The sequence below is a fragment of the Actinokineospora fastidiosa genome (assembly GCF_014648415.1).
Lineage (GTDB): Bacteria > Actinomycetota > Actinomycetes > Mycobacteriales > Pseudonocardiaceae > Actinokineospora > Actinokineospora fastidiosa.
This window is the reverse complement of sequence record NZ_BMRB01000004.1, coordinates 206717-230467: the sequence shown is the minus strand read 5'-3', so window position 1 is coordinate 230467 and position 23751 is coordinate 206717. Positions and strand designations below refer to the sequence as shown.

The following is a 23751-nucleotide window of genomic DNA, read 5'->3' as shown; positions in this document are numbered from 1 at the left end:
CTCAGACCGGCACCGGCGCGGCCACGGGCGCCGGGCCGCGCAGCCGGGCGCGCAGCCACGCCGCCTTGGTCGCCAAGCCGACCACCAGCGCCGTCATCGCCCCGACCGCGCCGAGCACGGGCACCAAGGCCACCGCCGTCACCGCCGTCGCGGCGAGCCCGGCGACCGCGGCCGACCCGGTGGTCCGCAACGCCGCCCCCGTCGTGTTCTCCAGCAGGTACACCGCGTAGACCACGGCGCAGAACACCGTCATCTCCACCAGCGTCACCCCGGCCAGGACGAACGGGTCCGCGCCGAGCGCGCGCACCGCGGCGACACCACCGTCCGCCCACGCCAGCGCCGCGACGCCCAGGACGACGCCGAGCGCGACCGCCGTGACCGCGACGGCCGCCCCGCTGATCCTGCGGGCCCGGGCCCGGCCGGTGCGGCCCGCCGTGCCGCGCAGGCGCAGGGACGTGGCGGGCTGCGCGATCCGCAGCACCAGCAGCGCGAGCCCGCCGAGCGTCGCGGAGGCCAGCAGCGCCAGGTAGACCATCGCCACCTCGGCCGGGGCGACCAGCGCGGCGAGCGCCACATAGGTCACCGAGATGGACGCGGAGTCGGCCACGTCGGTCACCGAGGCGAGCAGGGCCCTGCGGGTGAGCAACCGGCCCAGACCGGCCCTCGGCCGCGCCGGGCGGACCCGGACGGCGGGCACCAGCGCGGCGAGCACCCCGCACACCGCGAGCACCCCGGCCACCAGCACGAGCAGATAGGCGTACGGCTCCAGATACCCCGCGACCGCCAAGGCCGTGGCGAGGAGGACATGGCCTGCCAGAACGGTGAACGCCAAGCCGTCGCGGGCCGGGTACCCGAGCAGGCGGTGCGTCGAGGCCAGCGCGGACAGCAGACCCTGGCCGGACAGGTAGACCGCGCCCAGCCCGTAGAGGGCAGGCTGACCGCCGACCGGGGCCAGGGCGGCGGCGACCACGACGCACACCGCGACGGGAGCGGCGGCGCGCGCCAGCAGCGCGCGGGTCGACTGGTGCGCCAGCCGCGTCGTCCTCGGGACCGAGGTGAGCAGCGTCTTCTCCGCGCCCATCACCAGGAACACCAGGAACACGAAGGTCCCGGTGGCGGCGACGTACTGGCCGAACCGCTCGGCGCCCCACGCCGGGAGCAGCACGACCGCGGACAGCGAGATGCACGCCCGCGCGGTCCCGCGCCCCGCGATGACCCGCAGGGCGCCGCCGAGGGTCGAGCGCGCGGTCACGGCCGCACGGCGGGGGTCAGCCGCCCGCCTTGACCGGCTCCGGCTCGGCGCGCTCGGGCGCGGCCGGGGCGCGCCGCCCGACCAGCCTGCGCCAGAACCGGTCCGGCAGCGTCAGCACCAGGACCGCCAGGACGACGTGCACGCCGATGAAGACGAACGCCTCGTTCTTGGTCAGCTCGTGTCCGACCCGGACGGTCATGTGGTCGGCCCACGACCACACCTCCGGGATCGGCGTCCACTTCGGGTCGGTGTGCGGGTTGATCGTCAGGTACGCCAGGTCCTCCAGGCCGGACAGCTGCAGCAGGATGCAGGCGTAGCCGAGCCGCCGCGCCGTCCCGCCCGAGCCGCCGCCGAGGCGGAAGGCCAGCACGAAGGCCAGGATCAGGAACGGCGTCAGCATGAGGACCAGGTAGTAGACGCCCTCGCCGAAGAAGATCTTCGGCACGAAGTAGGTGAAGTACACCAGGAAGCACACCGGGACCGCGGCCAGCGCGATGCCCCTGCGCACGGCCGCGCTCAGGTTCATCGCGGCGATCGCCTCGACGGCGAGCACGAACGGGAGGAGCTTGACCAGGAGCACCCAGACGTTGGGGATCTCCTTCTCGTGGGGGAAGCCGAAGTAGACCGCCGCCGCGGCGGCGAACGCCGCCACCGTCAGGACGACGAAGGTCCGATGTGTCCGCAAGCCGGACTGCTCGACGGTCATGAACGCTCCAGAATCCTCTGCCCATCCGTGTCGGGGCATCGTAGCCACCGGCGTCGGGATGGGAAGGGGGTTCGGCGAACCGGCCTAATGGCCACGTCCGTTCGGCGGCGGTTCCCAGCGGTCGCGGCGAAATCCGGCGAAAACTGGCCCGATCGACGCGTTGATAACGAGCGAAATGGCGGGTAGCGTCCGCACGCCCGACCCCGGGCGCGAATTCGTCGAAAAATCGAAGGGACGTGGCGGTGGGCGCCGAATCCGACCCGCAGGCGGCCATCGAGGCGCATCTGACCGCGATCGTCGAGCGCGATCTCGCCGCGTACTCGGCGACCCTGCACCCGGACGTCACGGTGGTCGTCCCCAGCGGGCGGGTCATGACCGGGGCCGCCGAGGTCGCGGCCTTCCACGCGGAGTGGTTCGCCGAGACCGCGTGGACCTACCGGACGGTCACCAGGCACAGCGTCACCACGGCGGTCTCCGCGGTGCGCGTGGTCGAGGTGACCTACGTCGACCACCCGGGCGCGGAGCCGTCCCGGTTCGTCATGGGCCTGACGTTCACCCGGCAGGACAGCCGCTGGTTGCTCATCCACGACCAGTGCACCGTCCTCCGTTCGGAGTAGTTCCCGATTACCGGCATTTCGGGTGGATAACGCTCTTTCCCGACACCGAGCCGATTGTTACAGTCCGGGCACTTCGCGCCGTGGGGAAAGGGCGACGCAAGATGGCAGATAGCGTTCTCATCACCGGGGTTGCCGGGTTCCTCGGCAGCCACGTGGCGGATTGGTTGCTCACCAACGGCTACCGGGTCCGCGGCATCGACAACATGATGGATGGTTTCAAGGAAAACGTTCCCGACGGCGTCGACTTCCGGGTCGCCGACTGCCGCAACGCCGCCGAGTACGAGGACATGCTCGACGGCGTGGAGATCGTCTTCCACTGCGCGGCCGCGCCCTACGAGGGCCTGTCCGTGTTCGCGCCCTACATGGTGAACGAACACACCACCGGGGCGACCGTGGCGATGCTGGCGGCATCGGTGCGCTGCGGCGTGCGGAGGTTCGTGCACTGCTCGTCCATGTCGCGCTACGGCGCGCTCGTCCCGCCGTTCACCGAGGACATGCGCCCGGAGCCGCTGACCCCGTACGGGATCGCGAAGTACGCAGCGGACCTGCAGGTGGCGGCGATCGCGGGCGTGCACGGCATGGAGCACAACATCGCGGTGCCGCACAACATCATCGGCGCGCGCCAGCGCTTCGACGACCCGTACCGCAACGTCGCCGCGATCATGATCAACCGGGTGCTGCGCGGGCTGCGGCCGGTGATTTACGGCGACGGCAGCCAGCTGCGCTGCTTCAGCTTCGTCTCCGACGTCGTGTCGTGTCTGACCAAACTGGCCATCGACCCGGACATCGTCGGCGAGGTCGTGAACGTCGGGCCGGACGAGGGCACCGTCACGGTGCTCGAACTGGCGCAGACGATCTGCGACATCATCGGCGTGGACTGCGACCCGATCTTCATGCCCGCGCGTCCGCTGGAGGTGCACCACGCCACCTGCAGCTCGGACAAGGCGCGCAGGCTCCTCGGCTACCGCACGCAGGTGGGCCTGCGCGAGGGTCTGACCGAGATGGTCGAGTGGATCTCCGCGCAGGGGCCGAGGGAGTTCGACTACAACCTCGACCTGGAGATCGTCACCGAGCTGACCCCGGCGACCTGGACCCGGCGGCTGATGTGAGCGGCCTGACCGCGATCGTGCCCTGCTACAACGAGGGCGCCCAGGTCGACGTCGCCTACCAGGAGGTGTGCGCCGCGCTCGGCACGATCGACGACCTGGAGGTGCTGTTCGTCGACGACGGCAGCCGCGACGACACCCTGGAGCGGATCAAGCGCATCGCCGAGACCGATCCGCGCGTGCGGTACGTGTCCTTCGCCCGCAACTTCGGCCTGCCCGCCGCGGTCACCGCCGGGTTCCGGTACGCGAGCAGGCCGTGGGCGGTGCAGCTCGACGCCGACATGCAGTTCCCGGCCGCGGAGACGTGGCGGCTGCTGGACGCCGCTGGCGACGGGTACGACGTCGTGTTCGGCATCCGCGCGGACCGCAAGGACTCCGTGCTGCGGCGGATGGGCGCGGCGGGCGCGCACTGGGTGGCGCGCCGCTGGCTGCGCGTCGAGGTGCCGCACGGCGCCACGTCGTTCCGGGTGGTGCGCACCGAGGTCGGCCGCACCATCGTGAACCTGCCCACCGGCAACTCGCACTTCGTCGCGAAGGCCCCGCAGATCGGCGCCCGGTGCGCCACCGTGCCCGTCGCCCACCGCGAACGCGCTGCGGGCACGTCGAAGTTCCGGCTCGGACGGTTGGCCGGGGACGCGTTCGAGCTGTGGTTCGGGTTCTCCTGGCGGCCGCTGAACGCGGTGTACCTGCTGGCCGCGCTCGCCGCCGTCGCCGCGGTCGTGCTGTCGGTCCTCGGGGTGGCGGGCGTCGTGGGCGGCACCGCGCTGCTGGTGGCCTCGCTGCTGGTGTCGGCGGCCACCGCCGCGGGCGTGGCCGTCGTGGGGCGGTACCTGTACCGGCGGATGATGGACGTGCGGCCCCGGCGGATCTACTACGTGCGGGAGGCGAACTTCCCGGTGTCCGACGAGGACCGGCTGGACCGGGGCGCGCCAGCCCCGCCGCCGCCGCGGCAGGCCGAGGCGCGGACGGCCCCGAGGTGAGCGCCGGGGAGCTGCTGGTCCTCGGCGCTGGCGAGGAACAGGTCGTGCTGTACCAGGAGGCGTGCAGGCGCGGGCTGCGGACCATCGCCGTGGACATGCGCGCGGACCGGCCCGGCATCCCGCTGGCCGACGAGTTCCTGAAGATCTCCACGATGGACCACGCGGCGATCGCCGACGCCCTGCGCGGCAGACGGCTGGCCGGGGTCGTGTCGACCGCGGCGGACACCTGCCTGGAGTCCTGGCACCACCTGTCCGTCCACTTCGGAACGCCCTGGGTGTACCCGGCGGAGGCGGCCGCGGCGTCGATGGACAAGTCGGCGTTCCACCGGATCGCGGGCGCGGCCGGGGTGCCCACCTACCGCTGGGCGCAGTCCGACGACCTGGTGGAGTTGGCCGACGCCGCGCGCGGCTTCCGGTTCCCCGTGGTGGTGAAGCCGACCGACGCCTCCGGCGGCCGCGGCGTGACCGGCGTGCCGGACCCGGGCGAGCTGGACGCGGCGCTGAAGCACGCGGCAGTCCACTCGCCGCGCGGGCAGGTCATCGTCGAGGAGTTCGTCGAGGGCGTGAACTACACGGTGAACGTGTTCATGTCCGGCGGCGAGGTGGCGCTGAGCGTCATCACCGAGAAGGCCATCCTGCCCGGCCCCGGGTTCCTCATCGGCGGCCACACCGCCCCCGCCCGCCTGTCGCCCTCGGTCGAGGCGGCGATGACCAGGGAGGCGCGCGACCTCTGCCGCGCCTTCGCCCTCCACGACGGCCCGGCGAACTTCGACGTGGTCGTCCGCCCGGACGGCACGCGGTACACCCTCGAGGTGGGCGCCCGCATGTCCGGCAACGGCTTCCCCCGCCTGGTGTCCGCCCTGGCCGGGGTGGACTGCGTGGCCGCGCTGGTCTCCCTGGCCACCGGCGAGCCGGTCGACCTGACGCCGACCCACCTGCGCCCGACCCGCCTGCACGTGCTCACCTCCCCCCTGCCCGACGCAGGCGAGTTCGTCGCGGCCCGCGGCCTGGCCGAGGTGGCGGCGATGCCGGACGTGACGTCGGTGGAGCTGTTCGTCGCACCGGGCGACATCGTCCAACCGTTCACCGAAGCGGGCCGCAAACTCGGCTGGGTCGTGGTCACCGCCGATGACGCGGAGGACCTGGAGCCCCGCGTGTCCGAGGTCGTCGCGGCACTCGACCTGGCCGTCCGACCGCTGGGCGTCAGAGAAGGGCAGGTCGCGGCGAACACCCGGTGACGACGAAATCGAGCAATTGTCACCACACCGCTGTTTCCTGGGCTTCCGCCGCGGAATGCGCAAAAGCGTGACACGCGCTCGGGGCGCCCACTAAGATCATCTTCGGTGATCGGTGGGCTCCGCGAAAGGTCCGACGCGTGGCAGTGACGAAGCGAATTGTCTGCCTGGCCAACTCGCGCAAACACCAGGGCCGCTGCGTGGCGGGGATCGACCTGGATTCCGGCCGGTGGATCCGCCCCATCAGCAAGCGCCCGGGACACGAGCTCTCGGCGTCGGAACGCCAATACGAGGACGGCTCGGAACCGGCGCCGCTGGACGTCCTCGACGTGCCGCTCATCGGGCATCGGCCCGCCGAGGTGCACCGGGAGAACTGGCTGTTGGACAGCGGCAAGCGCTGGCGGCGGGCGGGCCGGATGACGTGGGACGACCTGCTCCGGTTCACCCGCGACGCCGGGCCTTTGTGGATCAACGGGCACAAGACGAGCGTTGATCCGCGCTGATCAGGTGGCCGTCAAGGTCAGTCCCGCGCACCGGTTCGCCAGCGACCGGCGCCCGGTCGTCCGCGCGCGGTTCGAGCACGCGGGCCATGCCTACGCCCTGAAGCTGACGGACCCCGTGCAGGAGGAGCGGTACCGCGCTCGGGGAACCGGGTCCTACCCGCTCCGCGAGTCGATCCTGACGGTCAGCCTGGCCGAGGAGTTCGACGACCGGTTCTACAAGCTGGTAGCGGCTATCATCGAGCGGCCACCGCCTAGCTGAGGAACAGCCCCGCATGAGCGACGCAGCAATACTGACCATCGGACACTCGACACACCGCGTCGAGACCTTCGTCGCATTGCTGCGCAAACACGGGATCACGGCAGTCGCGGATGTGCGCTCGACGCCATTCAGCCGGTTCACCCCCCAGTTCAACCGCGGGCAGATCGAGCAGAGCCTGAGCGAATCGGGCATCAAGTACGTTTTCCTGGGAAAGGAACTCGGGGCCCGATCCGAGGACGCCGCGTGTTACGAGGACGGCCGGGTCCACTACGCGCGTCTCGCCGCGAGCGGCGCTTTCACGAACGGGATCGACCGGCTCAGGAAGGGCGCGAGCACCGAACGCATCGCCGTCATGTGCGCCGAGGCCGAGCCGTTGGACTGCCACCGCACCGTTCTGGTGGCCCGGGTGCTCACCGATCTCGACGTGCCGGTCGACCATGTCCACGGCGACGGGTGGATCGAGCCCCACGACGCGGCGATGGAGCGCCTGATGGCGAGGTTCGGCCTGGCGGAGCCGGACCTGTTCCGCACCCGCGGGGAACGCATGGACGAAGCGCTGCGCCGCCAGGAGGAGCGCATCGCGTACGTGGACGAGACCCTGCGCGCGGAGCGGGCGGACCTGCCATGAGGATCTACACCATCGGCTTCACCAAGAAGTCGGCGGAGCGGTTCTTCGGCCTGCTCCGCGCCGCCCGCGCGGACACGCTGGTCGACGTCCGGCTCAACAACGTGTCGCAACTGGCGGGCTTCGCCAAGCGCGACGACCTCAGGTTCTTCCTCGCCGAACTCTGCGGCATGGCCTACGCGCACCGTCCCGACCTGGCGCCGACCCAGGACATGCTCGACGCCTACAAGAAGAACGGCTCCGGGTGGGCGGCCTACGAGGAGCGCTTCCTGGAGCTGATCCGGCAGCGCCGGATCGAGCACACGCTGCCGACCGGCCTGCTCGACAACGCAGTGCTGCTGTGCAGCGAGGACAAGCCGCACCAGTGCCACCGGCGCCTGGTCGCCGAGTACCTGGCCGAGCGCTGGGACGACGTGACCGTCGAGCACCTGACCTGACCGGGCGGGGCGCCGCTGTCGAGACCGGCCAGACCTGCCCGGCTCTCTTACGAGGGCGGGTCGGCCGCCCTGTCGCGGTTGCGCCAGATGACCGGGGTGCCCGGCGGGACGTACTCCGCGGGCCGGGTCGGCGGCGGGGGCGAGTCGGGGTCGTAGGCGAGGCCGACGCCCCGGGCCAGCACGGCGACGGCGGAGAGGCCCCCGGTGGCCGCCTCGACGCCGAAGTAGGTGCGGCTGGTGGGCGGGTAGCCGATCAGCTCGACCACCTTGGACACCCCCGGCGGCCTGCCGTACGCCAGGTCCCAGGTGTCCCAGAGGTACAGCGCCCCCCACGTCTCGCCCTCGGGCCCGGTGGAGGCGACCCAGATCTTCTGGTGCAGGCCGGGCACCGTCGAGTAGGCCTCCACGGCGTAGTCGCGCAAGTGGGACCGCAGCGAGGCCACCGTCTGGATGGACAGCGAGAGGTCCCAGAGCACCAACGACACGAACACGCGCTCACCCCGTCCGCGTGGCCGCGAAGTCCCGGATGACGCGGCCGACGTAATCGATCATCTCGTCGGTGATGCCCGGGTACACCCCGATCCAGAACGTGTTGTCCACGACGATGTCGCTGTTCGCCAGGTCGCCCGCCACGCGGTAGGCGACGTCCTGGTAGGCCGGGTGGCGGGTCAGGTTGCCGCTGAACAGCAGGCGCGTCCTGATCTGGCGGGACTCCAGGTGCAGCTGGAGGTCCTTGCGCGTGAAGCCCGCGTCCGGCCGGACGGTGATGACGAAGCCGAACCAGCTCGGGTCGCTGCCCGGGGTCGGGCGGGGCAGCAGGAGGCCGGGGACGTCGGCCAGCTCGCCGTGCAGGCGCTTCCAGTTCCGCCGCCGCGCGTCGCCGAACTCGGTGAGCTGGTCGAGCTGGCGCAGCCCCAGGGCGGCCTGCAGGTCGGTGGACTTCAGGTTGTAGCCGATGTGGGAGAAGGTGTACTTGTGGTCGTAGCCCTCCGGCAGGGTGCCCAGCTGCCAGCCGAAGCGCTTGTGGCAGCGGTCGTCCTCGCCGGGCTCGCACCAGCAGTCGCGACCCCAGTCGCGGTAGGACTCCACGAGGTGGGCCAGGTCCAGCCGGTCGGTGAGCACGCAGCCGCCCTCCCCCATGGTGATGTGGTGGGCCGGGTAGAAGCTCACCGTGCTCAGGTGGCCGAACGTGCCGGTCAGCCTGCCGTTGTAGAGGGAGCCGACGGCGTCGCAGTTGTCCTCCACCAGCCACAGGCCGTGCTCGCGGGCCAGTTCGGCGATCTCGGCCGCCTCGAACGGGTTGCCCAGCGCGTGCGCGATCATGATGGCCCGGGTCCGCGGCCCGATGGCCTCGGCGACGCGGTCCGCGGTGGTGTTGTAGGTGCCCAGCTCGATGTCGACGAAGACCGGCACGAGGCCGTTCTGGATGATCGGGTTGACCGTGGTGGGGAAGCCCGCGGCCACGGTGATCACCTCATCGCCGGGGCGCAGCCGCTCGTCACCCAGCTCGCGCGCGCCGAGGGCGGACAGGGCCAGCAGGTTGGCCGACGACCCCGAGTTCGTCAGGTGGGCCTTGCGCAGGCCGAAGTGCCGGGCGAAGGCCCGCTCGAAGCGCACCGAGTACACCCCGGACGCGATTCGCAGCTCCAGCGCGGCCTCCACCAGCGCCATCCGGTCCTCGGCGGTCAGGACCGCGCCGGAGGACAGGATCGGGGTGCTGCCGGGCACGAACCCCGCGGTCTCGGCGCTGCCGTGGTACTCGCGGACCAGCTCCATGATCTCCGCTTTGCGGTCGCCGCTCATCTCGCTCGCCTTCCAGCCGGGCCGAAGTTCCAGATGTGGTGCAGGGTGTCCGCCAGCCCGTGCCTCGGCGCCCAGCCGAGGTCGGCGCCCGCGCGCCGGATGTCGGCCAGCTGCCAGTCGCTGCCCACGGCGCGGGTGTGCCCGCGCGGGGCCCGGCGCTTGACGATCCGGTAGCCGACGCCGCTGACCTCGGCCAGCGCGCGGACCACGTCCTCGGCGGCGCGGGCGGTGCCGGAGCCGATGTTGACCACCCCGGAGCCGCGGGTGGCCGCCGCGGCCACGGCGGCGGCCACGTCGCGGGCGTCCACGAAGTCGCGGGACTGCGGCAGGTCGAGCAGCTCGATCACGGCGGGGCGCCGCTCCGCGCGGGCCGCGCGCAGCGTGGCCACGGTCGACCCGAGCACCGACGCCGGGGACATGCCCGCGCCGATCGCGTTGAACACCCGCAGCACCACCGCGTCCCCGCGCAGGCGCAGCACGGCGGCCGTGCCGTCCAGTTTGGTCCTCCCGTAGTCGCTCATCGGCTCGGCCGCGGTGTCCTCGCCGATCGCGGCGGGCGGGTCGACGGGGCCGTACTCCAGCGACGACCCCAGGTGGATGAACCGCGCCGGGCAGTCGGCCATGGCCTCGGCGAGCAGGCGGGGCAGCTCGATGTTGGCCCGCCTGCGGGCGGCCGGGTCGGGCCGCCACGTCTCCCCCGCGGCGTTCACCACGACCGCGGGGGCCAGCTCGCGCAGCGCGGCGGCGAACTGCTCGCGGTAGCCGCGCGTCGGGTCGAGCACGACGGTGCGCCCGGGCACTGCCGGGTCGCGGGTGGTCACGGTGACCTCGTAGTCCTCGGCGAGCGCGGCGGCGATGTGGCGACCGAGGAAGCCGGTGCCGCCGACGACGAGGGCGCGCTGCCGGGTCACCACAGGCTGTGCAGGCAGGTCACGAGGCTGCGCGCCTCGACGTTGAGGTAGTGGCTGTGCCGCAGCAGCTCGATCAGCTGGTGCAGCGCGACCCAGAGGTAGTCGGGCGGGACCTCGGTGGGGAAGTCCGCGTCCACCTCGGCCACGACGTAGCGGTTGACCGCGTGGTGGAAGCGCCCGCCCTCCTCGGACTGCAGCACGTCGTACCGGATGCGCGCCGGATCGATGCCGAGCAGGTAGTCCAGGAAGCGCGGCCGGACCGCGGGGTCGGGGTGGCTGCCGGGCAGGCACTGCACCGTGGGCGCCATCTCGACGCGGTCCAGGTAGCCGTGCTGGACGCGGGCGTGCACCAGGAAGTGAAGCACGCCGTCGAACCGCCGGGCGAGGAAGGCGACCACGCCGCGCTCGGCGGGCGCCAGCAGCGGCTGGGACCAGCGGCTGACCTCGCGGCTGCCCGCGGTCACGTCCACGGCGATGATCTGGAAGTGCCTGCCGTCGGCGCGGCCGATCCGCTCGCCGTCGCGCGACCAGCCCGCCACGCCGTCCAGCGGGCGCCGCCGCACGGTCAGCTCGCTGCGGGTCTTGGCCTCGGTGAACCAGCTGCGCACGTCCGCGTCGCGGTGGCGGGCGCCGAGCGCGGGGTCCAGCGAGCGGGTCAGCGCCGTGACGAACGGGTCGGCGTCGGCGGGCGCGCCGGGGCGGGCGAACGGCAGGCACGACAGCACCGTGCGGGCGTCCATGTTGACCAGGTTGTCCACCCGCAGCATCGCCTGCAGCTGGCCCAGGGTCAGCCAGCAGAAGTCGTCGAGCGTCGGGATGTCCTCGGTCACCTCGACGACCATGTTGCGGTTGCGCTTGTGCAGGAACCACGAGCCCTGCTCAGACTGCAGCACGTCCACCAGCACGCGGGCGTTCGCGCGCCGGGTGAAGAGCTCAAGGTAGGGGATCTCCCTGCCCTGGTGCACCCGCGTGTAGTTGCTGTGCGTGGCCTGGACCGTCGGGGACAGCTGCACCCCGTTGACGTTGCCGGGCTCGACCTTGGCCTGCATCAGGCAGTGCAGGACGCCGTCGAACTCCTTGACGACGATGCCCAGGATGCCGATCTCGGGCTGGACGATGATCGGCTGCTCCCAGTCGCCCTGCGCCGACGCGACGGCCAGGCCCTCGACGGCGAAGAACCGCCCGCTGGCATGCCGCAGGTCGCCGGTGCGCTCGTCGAACCCCCAGCCCCGCGCGCGCTCGAACGGGATCGGGGCGACGGCGAACTCGGTGGCCGCGGCGCGCTCGGCCAGCCAGGCGGGGAACTGCGCGCTGGGCAGCCGGGGGCTGTCCGGCGTCCAGACGGACTCGGCCAGCCGGACCGCCGTGGCCGGGCTGTCGGGGTAGAGCAGGGAGCGCGCCATGTCAGACCAGCTCCCCGAACCGCGCGGCGATGTCGGCCGGGCTCGGCTGGGCGGCGATCTCCTCGGCCAGCACGCGGGCCTGCTTGGCGATCTCCTGGCTGTCCAGCACCGCGCGCACCGCGGCGGCCGGGTCGGCGTCGGCGCGCAGGCCGACCCCGACCTCCTGGACGCGGTCGGCGTGGAGGAACTGGTCGGCCTCCAGCGGCAGCACGAGCTGCGGCACCCCGTGGGCCAGCGCGGTCAGCGCCTTGCCCGCGCTGCCGTCGTGCGCGGCGACGGCGCAGGACGGCAGCACGACGCCCAGCGGCAGCATCCCGACCGACCGCACGCCCGCGACGTCGCCCACCAGCGCGAGCACCTGCTCGCGGTGCCGGTCGGCGACCCCGATGTGCACGTCGAGCCCGGCGGCGGCCAGCTCGCGCACGACGGCGGCCATCGGCTCCGACGGCGAGCTGACGGTCACGCAGGCGCGGCGGCGGTCCTCGTCGAGCCAGTCCGGCCGGACCATGCGCCCGTTATACGGGACGTAGCGCATGTGCCGCACCGGGAACGGGTTCGGGTACTGGTAGCCGGGCGGGCACACCTCCAGGGCGAGCACCGGCGGCGGGACCTCGGTCAGCCCGAGGCGGCGCTCCAGCGGGCCGGGCTCGTTCCACCGCACGCCCGCTCCCCCGGCGCTGAACTCCGGCGGGATGAGCATCCCCCACGGCAGCAGCACCACCGGCACCCCGGCGTGCGCGGCGGCGAGCTGGCCCGCGCGCGCGGTCGGCTCGATCACCACGACGTCCGGCCGCCAGTTCCGCACGAGCGCGACAGTGGCGTCCACAGTGGCCTCGGTGACGTCGACGAGCCCGCCCTCCGCGCCGACCTCGCGGCCGACCACGCCGGTGCGCAGCTGATCCACTGTAGACTGCGATCGCAGGGTGGCGCTGGTCGACGCCGCGGGCAGGCCCGCGGCGGTGACCTCGGCGGTGAAGTCGTCCGGCACCGCGACCAGCACGTCGTGGCCCGCGGCCCGCAGCGCCCATGCCAGCGGCACCATCGGGTAGAGGTGGCCCACCGCGGGCAGGGTGGCGAACAAGACGCGCATGGTGCCTCCTAAACCAGTCCGGTCAGCCGGTCGACGAGCGCGCTCGGCGCGGGCAGCGCGCGCAGTTCCGCGCGCACCTCGGCGGCAGCGGCCCGCAGGTCCCCGTCGCCGAGGAGTTCGGTGATCGCCGCCGCTGACAGCCCGTCCGGGGTGCGGACCAGGCCGACCCCGCGCTTGCGCACCGCCTCGGCGTTGGCGAACTGGTCGGCCCCCTGCGGCAGGACGAGCTGCGGCAGGCCCGCGTCCAGCACGGCCATGAGCGTGCCGGAGCCGCCGTGGTGGACCGCGGCGTCGCAGGTGCGCAGCAGGGCGATCAGCGGCAGCCAGCCCGGCACGACGCGCACGTTCGGCGGCAGCTCCCCCAGTTCGGTGGTGTCGATGTCGCCGAGGGCGATGACGAACTCGGCGTCGACGTCGGCGGCCGCGTCGATGGTCTTCCACAGCGGTGTGAGCCGGGCCAGGCCCACCATCGACGGGACCGTGGTGCCGAGGGTGACCAGCACCCGGCGGCGCGGCGCGGGCTCGCGCACCCAGGCGGGCAGCACGCTGCCCTCGTTGAACGGCACGTAGCGCGCCGACCAGCCCAGCCGCTCCCCGACGCGCATGCTGTCGGGCGCCACGTCGATGCCCGCGGCGAAGTCCGCGGCGACGCCCGCGCCCGCGTAGGTCTCCCGGATCTGGTCCAGCCCCGGCCCGAGGCCGAGCCCGTGCACCACGGCGGGGACCCCGTGCTCGGCGGCGGCGCGCGGCCCGGCGTAGGCGTGCGGGGTGAACACGACGGCGTCCGGACGGCCCGCGGCGAGCACGCCGGGCAGCATCCGCTCGGCCAGCACCGCGAACGGGTTGGCGCCGGGCGCCAGCTCCCGGAAGACGTCGCCGAGTTCCAGTCCGGGGGCGGTGTCGGTGACCGCGAGGCCCGCGCGCGCGACCCGAGGCGCGGTGGCGCCGCAGGTCGCGACGAGGACGTCGTGCCCGGCAGCGCGCAGCGCCCAGGCGGTGGTCACGAGCGGGTAGGTGTGGGCGATCACCGGGGTGGTGACGAACAGGACGCGCACGGCCTGGATTCCTTTCTACGGACGCGCTTTGGGTTGGGTGCGCATCACGGGCAGGCCCTCGACGGCGTTGGCGCCCTTCTCGATGAACACGAGGTTGCGGTAGAAGTGCAGGCCCGCGATGTTCAACGCGGCGTAGTCGGGCTCGGCGCCGTCGATCTCCGGGTGGTGCAGCCCGTCGAGCAGGGTCTTGAGGAACCCCACGGTCGTCGTCGGGCTGGTGAACTCCGTGGTCGAGCCGCCGAACTCCGGCCAGTAGGAGGTCTGCAGGTCCTCGATCACGTAGAAGCCGCCGGGGCGCACGTGCGGGAACAGCATCCCGAAGGTCGCGATGACGTGCGCGCTGATGTGGCTGCCGTCGTCGACGACGATGTCGAACGGGCCCGCCTCCGCGCCGAGGGCGGTCATCAGCTCCCGGTCGGTCTGGTCGCCCCGCACCGTGCGGATGCGCGGCCCCTGCACGCCCGGCTTGGGATGGATGTCCATCCCGACGACGAGGCCCCTGCGAAAGTAGTCCCGCCACATGCGCAGCGACGCGCCGCCGAGGTTGGGGTCGTCGTAGCCGCCGATGCCGATCTCCAGCAGCCGCACCGGCTGGTCGCGCAGCCGGGCGAAGTGCCGCTCGTAGTGCGGGGTGTAGAAGTGCCAGCCGCCCCACTTGTCCGAGCCGTTGGCCATGGACAGCCTGCCGAGGTCGGCCGGTCGGTCGGAGATCGCGGCCACCAGCGCCGAGGTCGTGCGGATCTGGCGCAGCGCCCAGTCGAACCCGCCCGCGAACGAGTCCGTCTTCGGCATGCACATCTGGACGTTGCGGCTCGGGGTGACCGCGTCGTCGGCGCCGAAGAGGCCGCGCAGGATGTCGACCACGGTGTAGGTCACGGTCGGCTGTTCACCGTCGTGGAAGCCGTGCTCGGCGTCGACCGAGCCGTCGGCGAAGGTGAACGCGAGCCCGGCGCGCTGGTCCCCGTGGACGACCACGAGCTGGACGGCGACCTTGTCCACGACCTCGGGGACGGCGCACCGGATCAGCAGTTCGTCGCGCACCACGTCCATCGTGGCGCGCAGACCGACCTCGTCGACGGCGGCGAGCAGGTGCTCGTCGCGCCCGCCGACGGCCAGCAACAGGGCCTCGACCGGCCCCCACGGATCAATCACACCGCCACCTGCGCATTCTCTCGCCGGTCCCCGGCGACGGCCGGGCCGGTCAACGTCGGGACCACTTCGGACGGAGCGGGCATGGCCGCCATCTCCCGGCGCACCTCGGCGGCCGCGGCCGCGTACCGGGGGTCGTCGAGCACCGCGGCCACGTGCGCGGCGGTGAAGTCGGCCGGGTCGACCGCGAGCCCGGCGCCCCTGGCCGCCACCGCGCCCGCGTTGACCGGGGTGTCCCGGCTGTGCGGGAGGACCACCTGCGGGACACCGGCCCGCAGGCACTCGAACGTGGTCCCCGCGCCGCCGTGGTGGACGACGGCGGACACGCCGCGCACCAGCGACTCCAGCGGCGCCCAGCCGACGGTGCTCATGCCGGGCGGGAGCGGGCCGAGCGCGGCCGGGTCCGCGCCGCCGACGGCGAGCAGGACCTCGGCGTCGAGGTCGGCCATCGCCGCGGCCAGCCGTCCGACCAGGCTCCCCGCGTCGGTCACCTCCGGCAGCGTGGTGCCGATGGTGACGAGCACCCGCCTGCGCTCCGACGGCGGCGGACCGGTCGGCGGATCGACGGTGCCGCCGGTGTAGGGGACGAACCGCAGCGGCACGCCGCCCGGCTCGACCACCATGCTCGGCGGCGTCCTGTCCAGGACGGCGGCGTCCGGGGCCGGGGTGGCGCCGAACCGGGCGAAGGTGGGCGCGAGGTGGCGCAGCATGTGCTCGCTCAGCTCCGTCGTCCGCGCCGGGTTGAGCTCCAGGCGGACCGCGGGCACGCCGAGCGCCGCGGCCACCACCACGCCCGCGGGGCACATGGACTCGTGGATCACCAGGTCGGGGCGGAACCCGAGGGCGATCGCCACGGCGTTGTCGACGATCGCCTCGGCGAAGCCCGCCAGCATCGCCGAGGACATCCGGATGTCGACGGGCTCCGCGCCCTCGCGCATCCGCTCGGCGAGGTCGGGCACGCCGTAGGTGTCGGCGAGCAGCCGGGGCGTGGCGGCCAGCCCGGCGTGCCACTCCGCGCCCTGCGGGGTGTCCGGGGCGTAGTCGGCCACCGGCAGGCCCGCCTCCGCCGCGGCCAGGCCGAAGCCGGTGGTGGCCACCAGCACCTCGTGGCCGGCGGCGCGCATCGCCCAGGCCAGCGGCACCATCGGGAACACGTGGCCCAGCCCGTCCGCGGCCAGGAACAGCACCCGCGCGCTCATCGCGTCACCCGCAGCTCGGCCAGCCCTCGGATGATCCCGTCCGAGCGCCACGCCCGCTCGTCGCTCACCGCGCGCACGCCGGGCAGCTGCCGGAAGAACGACCGGAACGCGATCCGGCCCTCCAGCCGCGCCACGGCCGCGCCGATGCAGTGGTGCGCGCCGTGGCCGAAGGCCAGGTGCGGGTTGGGCCTGCGGTCGATGTCGAACCGGTCGGCGTCGGCGAACTGGTCGCCGTCGCGGTTGACCGAGTTCAGCGACACCATCACGATGTCGCCCCTGCGCACGGTCCGCCCGCCGAGCTCCAGGTCCGCCACGGCCACCCGGGACGCGGAGAGGAACGGGCTGTGGAACCGGCACGCCTCCTCGACCGCCCAGCGCGCCGCGTCGGGGTCGTCGGCCACCCGCTCCCGCGCCTCCGGCAGGGCGATCAGCTCGCCGATGCCGCTGGCGACCATGTTCAGCGAGGTGACGAACCCCGCGATGAGCAGCGACATCAGCGCCGCGCGCAGCTCGTCCGGGGTGATCGGGCCGCCGTCGTCGGCCGCGCCGATCATCGCGGTGGTGACGTCGTCGCCGGGGTTCGCCCGCTTCTCGGCGATCAGGTCGGCGAGGTAGGCGTGGGCGCGGCGCATGGTCTCCTGGTTGCGGCGCTTCAGCTCCTCGCCGGACATGTGCCGGGCGGGCTTGCCCATGATCCTGTCCGGCAGGCCGGGGCGCTCGTGCTCGGGCACGCCGAGCAGTTCGCCGATGACGCCGAACGCGACCGGCCGCGCGAACTCGGACACCACGTCGAACTCCGCGCGCCCGGCCAGCTCGGCCAGCAGCTTGTCCACCATGGTCTGGACGCGGGCCTCCACGGCGGCCAGGCCGCGCGGGGTGAAGCCGCGCATCATCACGCCCTTGAGCCGGGCGTGGTCCTCCGGGCTCGCGTTGGCCAGCGTGGTCGGCGCGTTGATGTCGTCGAGCGGCGGCTCGAACGGGCCGCGCTCGCCGGGCAGCGACATCTGGAAGCGCGGGTCGCCGAAGACCGTGCGCGCGTCCGCGTAGCGGGTCACCAGCCAGGCGTCGACGAACCCGAACAGCCGGAAGCGCTTGACCGGCTCGGTGCGCCGCAGCGCGGCCAGCGTCGGGTGCGGGTCGCGGTAGAACTCGGGGGTGTACGGCTCGGGAAGCACCGCTACTCCTCTTCCGCCGGGACCGGCGTGCCCGGGGCGAACCGCTGCCAGAACGGCGCGCCCATCGTGTAGTGCCGTGCGGTGTGCTCGCCGAAGCGGTGCTCGTAGGTGCTCTCCAGCTCGGCGTGCCCCGCCGCCCACCCGGCGAAGTCCGCTCCGGTGAGGCCGTCGGCGTCCCAGGTGGCGTAGAACTTGCCCGGGGTGAAGGCGAGCGGGATGAGCCCGCCGTCGGCGAAGGCCGCCCACAGCGCCCGCCCGACGCCCGGCGCGTGCGACGTCGACCAGTCGTCGAGCACCACGACGCCGCCCGGGCCGAGCAGCCGCCGGACGGTCTCGATGTCCTGGCGCACCACGTCGTAGGAGTGACCGCCGTCGATGTGGGCGAAGCGGAACGACCCGGCGGGCAGCAGGTCGGGCAGGCGCGCGGACGCCACCGCGTGCACGTCCGGCAGCTCGGCGTGGAACCGCAGGTAGTTGCGCTCGAAGGCGGCGCGCTCGTACCCCGGGTAGTAGGTGGTGCTCTCGTCGCGGTTCTCGGCGCTCAGCGCGTCGAGGTCGCCGAAGACGTCGCACACGGCGAACCGCTCGCCCGCGCGCGGGAAGCAGCCGATGAGGATGGCGCTCTTGCCCTGGTAGACACCGATCTCCAGGAGGTCGCCGGTGATCCCGCGCGCGCCCTGCAGCTCGTCGACCGCCCGGAACAGCAGCGCGTCGGCGGGGAAGAACCAGCCCGGCACGTCGTCGTGGGCGAAGGCGGCGACGGAATCGGCGTACTCGGCCGCGGTGGTCATCGGGCGGCCACCCTGCCCACGAGGCCCGCCACCATGTCCGCGACCGGGGGCAGGGCCGCGTTCTCCTCGGCGACCTCCCCGGCCCGCTCCCGCAGTCCCGGGTCGTCGAGCAGCAGCGCCATGTCCCGGCGCAGGCTGTCCACAGTGGCCTGTTGCGGGTGCTGGACCAGGCCGATCCCCCGCCGGTCCAGGGCGGCGGAGATGTCGAACTGGTCGGCCATGTGCGGCAGCGCGAGCTGCGGGATGCCCACGGCGAGCGCGTTGGCCGCCGAGCCGGGACCGCCGTGGTGCACGACCGCGGCGCACGTCGGCAGCAGCGCGGACAGCGGGACGTAGCCCGCGACGCGGACGTTGGGCGGCAGGGCGCCGAGCGCGGAGAGGTCGGCGTGCCCGTTGGCCACCACGACCTCCGCGTCCAGCCCGGCCGCGGCGTCGAGCAGCGTGCGGAAGGTGTCGGCGCCGGAGGTCCACGGCACGACGGTGCCCAGCGTCACGCACAGTCGCGGCCCGCTGCCCCGATACAGCCAGTCGGGCAGCTCGCCGCCGCCGTTGAACGGCACGAACCGGCACGCGGCGACGCGGTCCGGTGTGGACTCGCGCAGGCTCCTCGGCCCGGGGTCCACCACGGCCAGCGGCTCGACGGAATCGTCGTCGACGCCGTGCTCGCGGCGCAGCGGCTCCAGCATCCGCCACACGCCGTCGATCATGGCCGGGGCCGTCTCGCCCATCGCGAAGGTGTGCCGCACCAGCGGGATCTTGTGCGTCCGCGCGGCCATCGGGCCCGCGCCGTCGAGGGCCGAGTGCACGATGCAGTCGGGCCGCCAGTCCGCGGCCAGCGCGACCGCCGCGGCGGCCATGTCGACGCTGCACGTGCCGAAGAGGTGCGCGACCATCGCCTCGGCGGTGCCCTCGCCGGTCACCGGCGGCGGCGCGGGGGCCTGCGCGCGGAAGCGGGCCATCGGGTTCTGCCCGCCGGTCAGGTCGACCACGGCCAGCCCGGCGCCGCGGGCCGCGCCGACCGCGTCGCCCGCGGTGGCCACGACCACGTCGTGCCCCGCCGCCGCGGCCGCCCAGGCCGTCGACACCAGCGGGAACACGTGCCCGACCAGCGGCGAGGTGACGAACAGCAGCCTCATGCCCGCTCCTTGCGCCAGTAGACGGCGTCCTCGTCGACGGTGACCAGCCTGGGGTCCTCCTCGACGCTCTTGAGGTAGTCGTGCACCGCCCTGCGGCACTGGTCGACCGACTGGTAGTCGTCGATGATCACGTAGCCGCCCGGGGAGACCTTGGGGTACAGGGACTCCAGCGCGATCTGCGTCGAGTCGTAGAGGTCGGCGTCGACCCGCAGGACCGCCAGCCGCTCGACCGGCGCGGCGGGCAGCGTGTCGGCGAACCACCCGGCGATGAACCGGACCTGGTCGTCGAGCAGCCCGTAGCGGTCGAAGGTGTCGCGCACCTCGGCCTCGGACGTCCCGACGAGGAACTGGCCGTACAACTCGTCCGCGCTGACCGCGCGCTCGGCCATGACCTCCTGGAACCTCAGCAGGTCCTCGGCCATCTCCGGGTGGAACGTGTCCGGCGCCTGGTGCTCGTCGGGCTCGGGGAAGCCCTGGAAGGAGTCGGCGAGCCACACCGTCCGGTCGGTGACGCCGTGGGCGCGCAGCACGCCCCGGGCGTAGACCATCGCGCCGCCGCGGGCCACGCCCGCCTCCAGGACGTCGCCGGGGACGCCGTCGGCGAGCACGCCCTCCAGCAGCGCGCGCAGGTTCTCCAGCCTGCGGAAGCCGATCATCGAGTGCGCCTGGCTCGGCCAGTCCCTGCCCAGCTCCCGCGCCGCGCGGTCGAAGGTGTCCTCGGTCCGCCACGGCGTGGGGATCGGCGGGTCCTGGTAGAGGGTGTTGACCACCGCGCGCTTGAGCAGGTCGAGGTACATCTCGGCGCCGCTGTCGGCCATGCCGTCCTCCTGAGTTGTCAAGGCCGCGCGAGCGCGGTGCAGGTGAGTCGGATTCCCTGGGCCAGCGGGGTCATCGGCAGCCAGCCGAGCGCCGCCCTGGCCAGCCCGACGTCCAGCCAGAACCGCTGGCGGTCCACCGGGCGGGCGGCGGCGTGGTCCAGCGCGGGCTCCGCGCACCCGGTCGCCGCGGTGATGAGCCGGGCCACGTCCCGCAGGGCGGTCGGCGCGCCGCTGCCCACGTTGAGCACCGGGGCGACCGGGCCGCTGCGGTGCAGCCGCACCAGCAGGTCCATCAGGTCGTCGAGGTAGAGGTAGTCCCGGACGGTGTCGAGGCTGCCGTAGACCGGCAGCGGTTCGCCCCGCCCGACCGCGTCCAGCCAGTGCGCGATGACCCCCTGGCCGGTGCCCGCGCGCTGGCCTCTGCCGTAGAGGTTGGCCAGCCGCAACACGGTGGCGGGCAGGCCGGACTCGGCGACGAGCCGCTCCTGGTCGAGCTTGAGGGCCGCGTAGGCGGTGGTCGCGCGCACCGGGTCGGTCTCCCGGTACGGCGGCGGACTGTCCGGGTCGTAGCACGTGCCGCCCGAGCTGGTCAGCACCACGTGCGGCGCGCCGTCGGGGTCGCCGACGCGGTCGAGCAGGCGGCGCAGGCCCGCCAGGTCCTCAGCGCACCGGCCGGGGTCCTGCTGCGCGGTCAGCGGGGTGACGCTGCCCGCGACCATGAACACGGTGCCCGCGGCGCGCAGCTCGGCGGTGGTGGGCAGCGGGTCGCCCCGGGTGACCGGCAGCACCGCGACACCGAGGTCGGTCAGCGTCGCGCACAGGCGGGCGCCGATGAATCCGGCACCGCCTATCACGACTGCCGAATGGTCACTGGTCACGGCTGGCCCATCCCCACAAGTCGGCGCCCGCTTTCGAAAATCGGGGCAATTGCGGAATTAATGTCGGTCTCGCGGCGATGCTGCCACAGCCAGCAAAGGCCACGCAAGGCGTCCGATCATCGCAGAACAAAGCATAACCGCAGGTCAGAGCGGTCAGTGCGGGATTCGTGCACCACCGCTAGAAGGGCTCGATAGCGACTTTATAGAGCCCCTAGAGCGTTCCAACAGAATGGTCGGCCACACCTTGACACCACCGCGGCCCACACCCATGCTCGAATACGATGGAGAATTGTCAGACCGGCTGGCGAGGAGCATTCATGACCACCTCCCGGGAGGCCGCCACCTACCCGTTCCCGGCCCGCTGCCCGTTCCAGCCGCACGAGGAGTTCGCCTGGCGGCGCGCCAACGCCCCGGTCGCCCCCGTCACCCTGGCCCGCGGCGGCGAGGGGTGGCTGGTGACCCGGTTCGCCGACGTGCGGACCGTGCTGGCCGACGAGCGCTTCAGCAGGCGGCCGGTGCGCGACGCGGCGGTGGGCAGGCAGCGCGGGCCCGCGCCCGCGTTCGACTTCGGCGCCTCGATCGCCGAGCCGGAGCAGCACGCCCGGTGGCGGCGGCTGACCGCGCAGGTGTTCAACGTCCGCCAGGCGGAGGCGATGCGGCCGAGGGTGGCCGCGATCGTGGACGACCTGCTCGACGACCTCGCGGCCGCCGACCACCCCGACCTCATGGACGCCCTGGCGTTCCCGCTCCCGCTGCGGGTGCTGCTCGCGCTGTTCGACGTCCCCGACGACCTGCGCGGCGGGTTCCTGGAGTGGGCGACGGCGCTGCGCGCCTCCGGGGCGTCCATGACCGCGTTCGCCGAGGCGATGAACGCGCTGCACGCCTCCGTGCGCGAACTGGTCGCCCGCGGCCGGGGCATCGTCGGCGACCTGCTCGCCGCCAAGCACGACGACGGCGAACCGTGCTCGCCCGAGCTGGCCGTGTCCACGATGATGCTGATGACCGTCGCCGGGTACGAGACGGTGGCCACCCAGCTCGGCAACGGGTTCCTCGCGCTGTTCCAGCACCCCGGGCAGTGGGACCGGCTGCGCGCGGGCGAGGTCGGCGTCGAGCCTGCGGTCGAGGAGATCCTGCGCTACGCCCAGGCGGGCACCGGGTTCGCCGGGCTGACCTATCCGACGTCGGATGTGACCATCGGCGACACCACCATCCCGGCCGGGGACGCGGTGTTCATCTCCATCGACTCCGCGGGCCGCGACGCGGACCAGGTGTCCGACCCGGACCGCTTCGACCTCGCCCGCGGCGCCGCCCGCCACCACCTCAGCTTCGGCTTCGGAGCGCACTTCTGCATGGGCGCGCCGCTGGCGCGGGTGGAGCTGCAGGAGGCGCTGGGCCGGACGGTGCGCCGGTTCCCCGGGCTGCGCCCGGCGTTCGCCGTCGACGCCCCGGAGATGACCGCCAACCGGTTCACCCGCTACCCGCGCACCCTCCCGGTCGGCTGGTAACCCGGAAGAGTTTCATTTCCCACCGCGGGCACACCGTTTCGGTGTGCCCGCGGTCGGCGTTTTCCCCGAAGATCAAGAATGGCGTTTACCGCCAATTGCTTCTTCGACAAAACCAGCAAACGGGCGACCGGCACGTCGCGATCGAGAGCTGGCAATAGCGGAAATCAAGTGCGATTATATCTGCTTTATAGCGGGATCAGGCCCTACGTCCGATTCGGCGTCAGGAACGCCAGGCCCCCGCCGATGACGGAGACCGCTCCTCCGGATGCGCGTTCCACGGGATCGCGGCCAGTTCCGGCGATATGGCGCCCGAGCGGGCGGCGGGAACCGAGGGCCGCCCCTGCACGGCCGCGCCCTGCCACAGGTCGGTCAGGTCGGCCGAGCCCCGGTCGGAGACCAGCATCGACCGGTGCAGCCGCCGCAGGGCGGGCGAGGGCTCCAGCGCCTGCTGCTCCACCATCCGCGTGTGCAGCTGCCGGTAGACGTCGAGCGCCTCCGGCCGCCTCCCCGAGCGGTACAGCGCGAGCATGAGGTGCGCGCAGAGCCCCTCGTGCGTGGGGTGGCGGGCCACCATGGCGGTCAGCTCGCCCAGCAGCTCGTGGTGGCGGCCCAGCCGCAGGTCGACCTCGATCTTGCGGTCGAGCACGTTCAACCAGGCCTCTTCCAGCCGTTTCACCTGGTAGGTGAGCGTCTCGCCGAGCTGGATGTCCAGCAGCGGGCGGCCCTGCCACCAGCTCAGCGCCTCCGCGAAGTGCTGGGAGGCCTCGGTCAGCTCACCCGCCTCCCTGGCCCGGTGGCCCGCCGCGGCCGACTGGTCGAAGTGGCGCATGTCCAGGCTGGTGCCCTCGGCGTCGAGCATGTAGCCGCCGGGCCGGGTGGCCACGATCTGCTTGCCGACGCCGCCGGGCAGCAGCGAGTCGACCAGCTTGCGCAGGTGCATGATGTAGGTCTGGATCACCGTCTTGGCGCTGCGCGGCCGGTCCTTCCCCCAGAGTTCGGCGACCATCGCGTCGACGGGCACAACCGTATTCGCGTGTACGGCCAACAGAGCGAGAACGGTGCGCGGCTTGGCCGCTGACGGCACGATCGCCACGCCGGAATGGCGCACTTCTAGCGGA

25 protein-coding genes are annotated in these 23751 nt (G+C 73.1%); 9 read left to right on the top strand and 16 right to left on the bottom strand.

The genetic code is table 11. The features are described from left to right. Position 1: 1 nt before the first annotated feature. The gene (locus IEY98_RS23175) at positions 2–1252 is read right to left on the bottom strand and encodes a hypothetical protein (protein WP_189212726.1); all 1251 of its coding nucleotides are present in this window, start codon (positions 1250–1252) and stop codon (positions 2–4) included. A 16-nt stretch (positions 1253–1268) separates the two neighbouring features. Beyond that, complete coding sequence (locus tag IEY98_RS23170; RefSeq protein ID WP_189212725.1) at positions 1269–1958, bottom strand: hypothetical protein; 690 nt, start codon at positions 1956–1958, stop codon at positions 1269–1271. Between the two features lie 242 nt (positions 1959–2200). On the opposite strand from IEY98_RS23170, the gene IEY98_RS23165 reads away from it, so the two are divergent. From IEY98_RS23165 to IEY98_RS23135, 8 genes are all read left to right on the top strand, one after another. Beyond that, positions 2201–2575, top strand: a complete 375-nt coding sequence (locus tag IEY98_RS23165) for a nuclear transport factor 2 family protein (protein ID WP_189212724.1) — start codon at positions 2201–2203, stop codon at positions 2573–2575. A gap of 101 nt (positions 2576–2676) precedes the next feature. Then, positions 2677–3684 (top strand): NAD-dependent epimerase/dehydratase family protein, encoded by a 1008-nt coding sequence (locus tag IEY98_RS23160; protein ID WP_189212723.1) that lies wholly within the window; start codon positions 2677–2679, stop codon positions 3682–3684. Next, positions 3681–4661 (top strand): glycosyltransferase family 2 protein, encoded by a 981-nt coding sequence (locus IEY98_RS23155; protein ID WP_189212722.1) that lies wholly within the window; start codon positions 3681–3683, stop codon positions 4659–4661. Before IEY98_RS23160 ends, IEY98_RS23155 begins: the two co-directional genes overlap by 4 nt. Further along, entirely contained in the window at positions 4658–5899 is a 1242-nt protein-coding gene (locus IEY98_RS23150) for an ATP-grasp domain-containing protein (RefSeq protein ID WP_189212721.1), read from the top strand. The genes IEY98_RS23155 and IEY98_RS23150 overlap by 4 nt, the downstream gene beginning before the upstream one ends. 137 nt (positions 5900–6036) lie before the next feature. Further along, positions 6037–6399, top strand: coding sequence for a dual OB domain-containing protein (locus IEY98_RS32825; protein WP_229787258.1), 363 nt, complete (start codon positions 6037–6039; stop codon positions 6397–6399). A 4-nt stretch (positions 6400–6403) separates the two neighbouring features. After that, positions 6404–6658 (top strand): dual OB domain-containing protein, encoded by a 255-nt coding sequence (locus IEY98_RS32820; RefSeq protein WP_229787255.1) that lies wholly within the window; start codon positions 6404–6406, stop codon positions 6656–6658. Between the two features lie 13 nt (positions 6659–6671). Continuing rightward, positions 6672–7286: a DUF488 domain-containing protein gene (locus IEY98_RS23140; protein ID WP_189212720.1), complete on the top strand. Its 615-nt coding sequence runs from the start codon at positions 6672–6674 to the stop codon at positions 7284–7286. Continuing rightward, positions 7283–7720 carry a DUF488 domain-containing protein gene (locus IEY98_RS23135; protein WP_189212719.1) on the top strand — a complete coding sequence of 146 codons (438 nt, stop codon included), beginning with the start codon at positions 7283–7285 and terminating at the stop codon, positions 7718–7720. The genes IEY98_RS23140 and IEY98_RS23135 overlap by 4 nt, the downstream gene beginning before the upstream one ends. A 47-nt stretch (positions 7721–7767) precedes the next feature. Here IEY98_RS23135 and IEY98_RS23130 read toward each other — a convergent pair whose 3' ends face one another. Genes IEY98_RS23130 through IEY98_RS23070 form a run of 13 tightly spaced genes read right to left on the bottom strand, consistent with a single transcriptional unit; the run spans position 7768 to position 21104 of the window. Continuing rightward, complete coding sequence (locus IEY98_RS23130; RefSeq protein ID WP_189212718.1) at positions 7768–8211, bottom strand: hypothetical protein; 444 nt, start codon at positions 8209–8211, stop codon at positions 7768–7770. A gap of 4 nt (positions 8212–8215) precedes the next feature. Further along, on the bottom strand, positions 8216–9523 hold the full coding sequence (gene rfbH / locus IEY98_RS23125) for a lipopolysaccharide biosynthesis protein RfbH (protein ID WP_189212717.1): 1308 nt from the start codon (positions 9521–9523) through the stop codon (positions 8216–8218). Next, positions 9520–10434, bottom strand: coding sequence for an NAD-dependent epimerase/dehydratase family protein (locus IEY98_RS23120; protein WP_189212716.1), 915 nt, complete (start codon positions 10432–10434; stop codon positions 9520–9522). Before IEY98_RS23120 ends, rfbH begins: the two co-directional genes overlap by 4 nt. Then, positions 10431–11837 carry an NDP-hexose 2,3-dehydratase family protein gene (locus tag IEY98_RS23115; protein ID WP_189212715.1) on the bottom strand — a complete coding sequence of 469 codons (1407 nt, stop codon included), beginning with the start codon at positions 11835–11837 and terminating at the stop codon, positions 10431–10433. The genes IEY98_RS23120 and IEY98_RS23115 overlap by 4 nt, the downstream gene beginning before the upstream one ends. Position 11838: 1 nt before the next feature. Beyond that, positions 11839–12927, bottom strand: a complete 1089-nt coding sequence (locus IEY98_RS23110) for a nucleotide disphospho-sugar-binding domain-containing protein (protein ID WP_189212714.1) — start codon at positions 12925–12927, stop codon at positions 11839–11841. An 8-nt stretch (positions 12928–12935) separates the two neighbouring features. Next, positions 12936–13982, bottom strand: a complete 1047-nt coding sequence (locus IEY98_RS23105) for a glycosyltransferase (protein WP_189212713.1) — start codon at positions 13980–13982, stop codon at positions 12936–12938. 15 nt (positions 13983–13997) lie between these two features. Next, a complete protein-coding gene (locus IEY98_RS23100) occupies positions 13998–15134 on the bottom strand; it encodes a class I SAM-dependent methyltransferase (protein WP_189212712.1) in 1137 nt (378 codons plus the stop codon). Then, entirely contained in the window at positions 15131–16330 is a 1200-nt protein-coding gene (locus IEY98_RS23095) for a nucleotide disphospho-sugar-binding domain-containing protein (RefSeq protein WP_189212711.1), read from the bottom strand. The genes IEY98_RS23100 and IEY98_RS23095 overlap by 4 nt, the downstream gene beginning before the upstream one ends. Further along, positions 16327–17505, bottom strand: a complete 1179-nt coding sequence (locus IEY98_RS23090) for a cytochrome P450 (protein WP_189212710.1) — start codon at positions 17503–17505, stop codon at positions 16327–16329. The genes IEY98_RS23095 and IEY98_RS23090 overlap by 4 nt, the downstream gene beginning before the upstream one ends. 2 nt (positions 17506–17507) lie before the next feature. Beyond that, entirely contained in the window at positions 17508–18296 is a 789-nt protein-coding gene (locus IEY98_RS23085; RefSeq protein ID WP_189212709.1) for a class I SAM-dependent methyltransferase, read from the bottom strand. Then, on the bottom strand, positions 18293–19432 hold the full coding sequence (locus IEY98_RS23080; protein ID WP_189212708.1) for a glycosyltransferase: 1140 nt from the start codon (positions 19430–19432) through the stop codon (positions 18293–18295). The genes IEY98_RS23085 and IEY98_RS23080 overlap by 4 nt, the downstream gene beginning before the upstream one ends. Then, on the bottom strand, positions 19429–20250 hold the full coding sequence (locus IEY98_RS23075; RefSeq protein WP_189212707.1) for a TylF/MycF/NovP-related O-methyltransferase: 822 nt from the start codon (positions 20248–20250) through the stop codon (positions 19429–19431). The genes IEY98_RS23080 and IEY98_RS23075 overlap by 4 nt, the downstream gene beginning before the upstream one ends. Positions 20251–20267: 17 nt before the next feature. Continuing rightward, positions 20268–21104: an NAD-dependent epimerase/dehydratase family protein gene (locus IEY98_RS23070; RefSeq protein ID WP_189212706.1), complete on the bottom strand. Its 837-nt coding sequence runs from the start codon at positions 21102–21104 to the stop codon at positions 20268–20270. A gap of 341 nt (positions 21105–21445) precedes the next feature. On the opposite strand from IEY98_RS23070, the gene IEY98_RS23065 reads away from it, so the two are divergent. Then, positions 21446–22633, top strand: coding sequence for a cytochrome P450 (locus IEY98_RS23065; RefSeq protein ID WP_189212705.1), 1188 nt, complete (start codon positions 21446–21448; stop codon positions 22631–22633). A 220-nt stretch (positions 22634–22853) separates the two neighbouring features. Here IEY98_RS23065 and IEY98_RS23060 read toward each other — a convergent pair whose 3' ends face one another. Further along, complete coding sequence (locus IEY98_RS23060) at positions 22854–23717, bottom strand: AfsR/SARP family transcriptional regulator (protein ID WP_258907911.1); 864 nt, start codon at positions 23715–23717, stop codon at positions 22854–22856. Between the last annotated feature and the right edge of the window lie 34 nt (positions 23718–23751).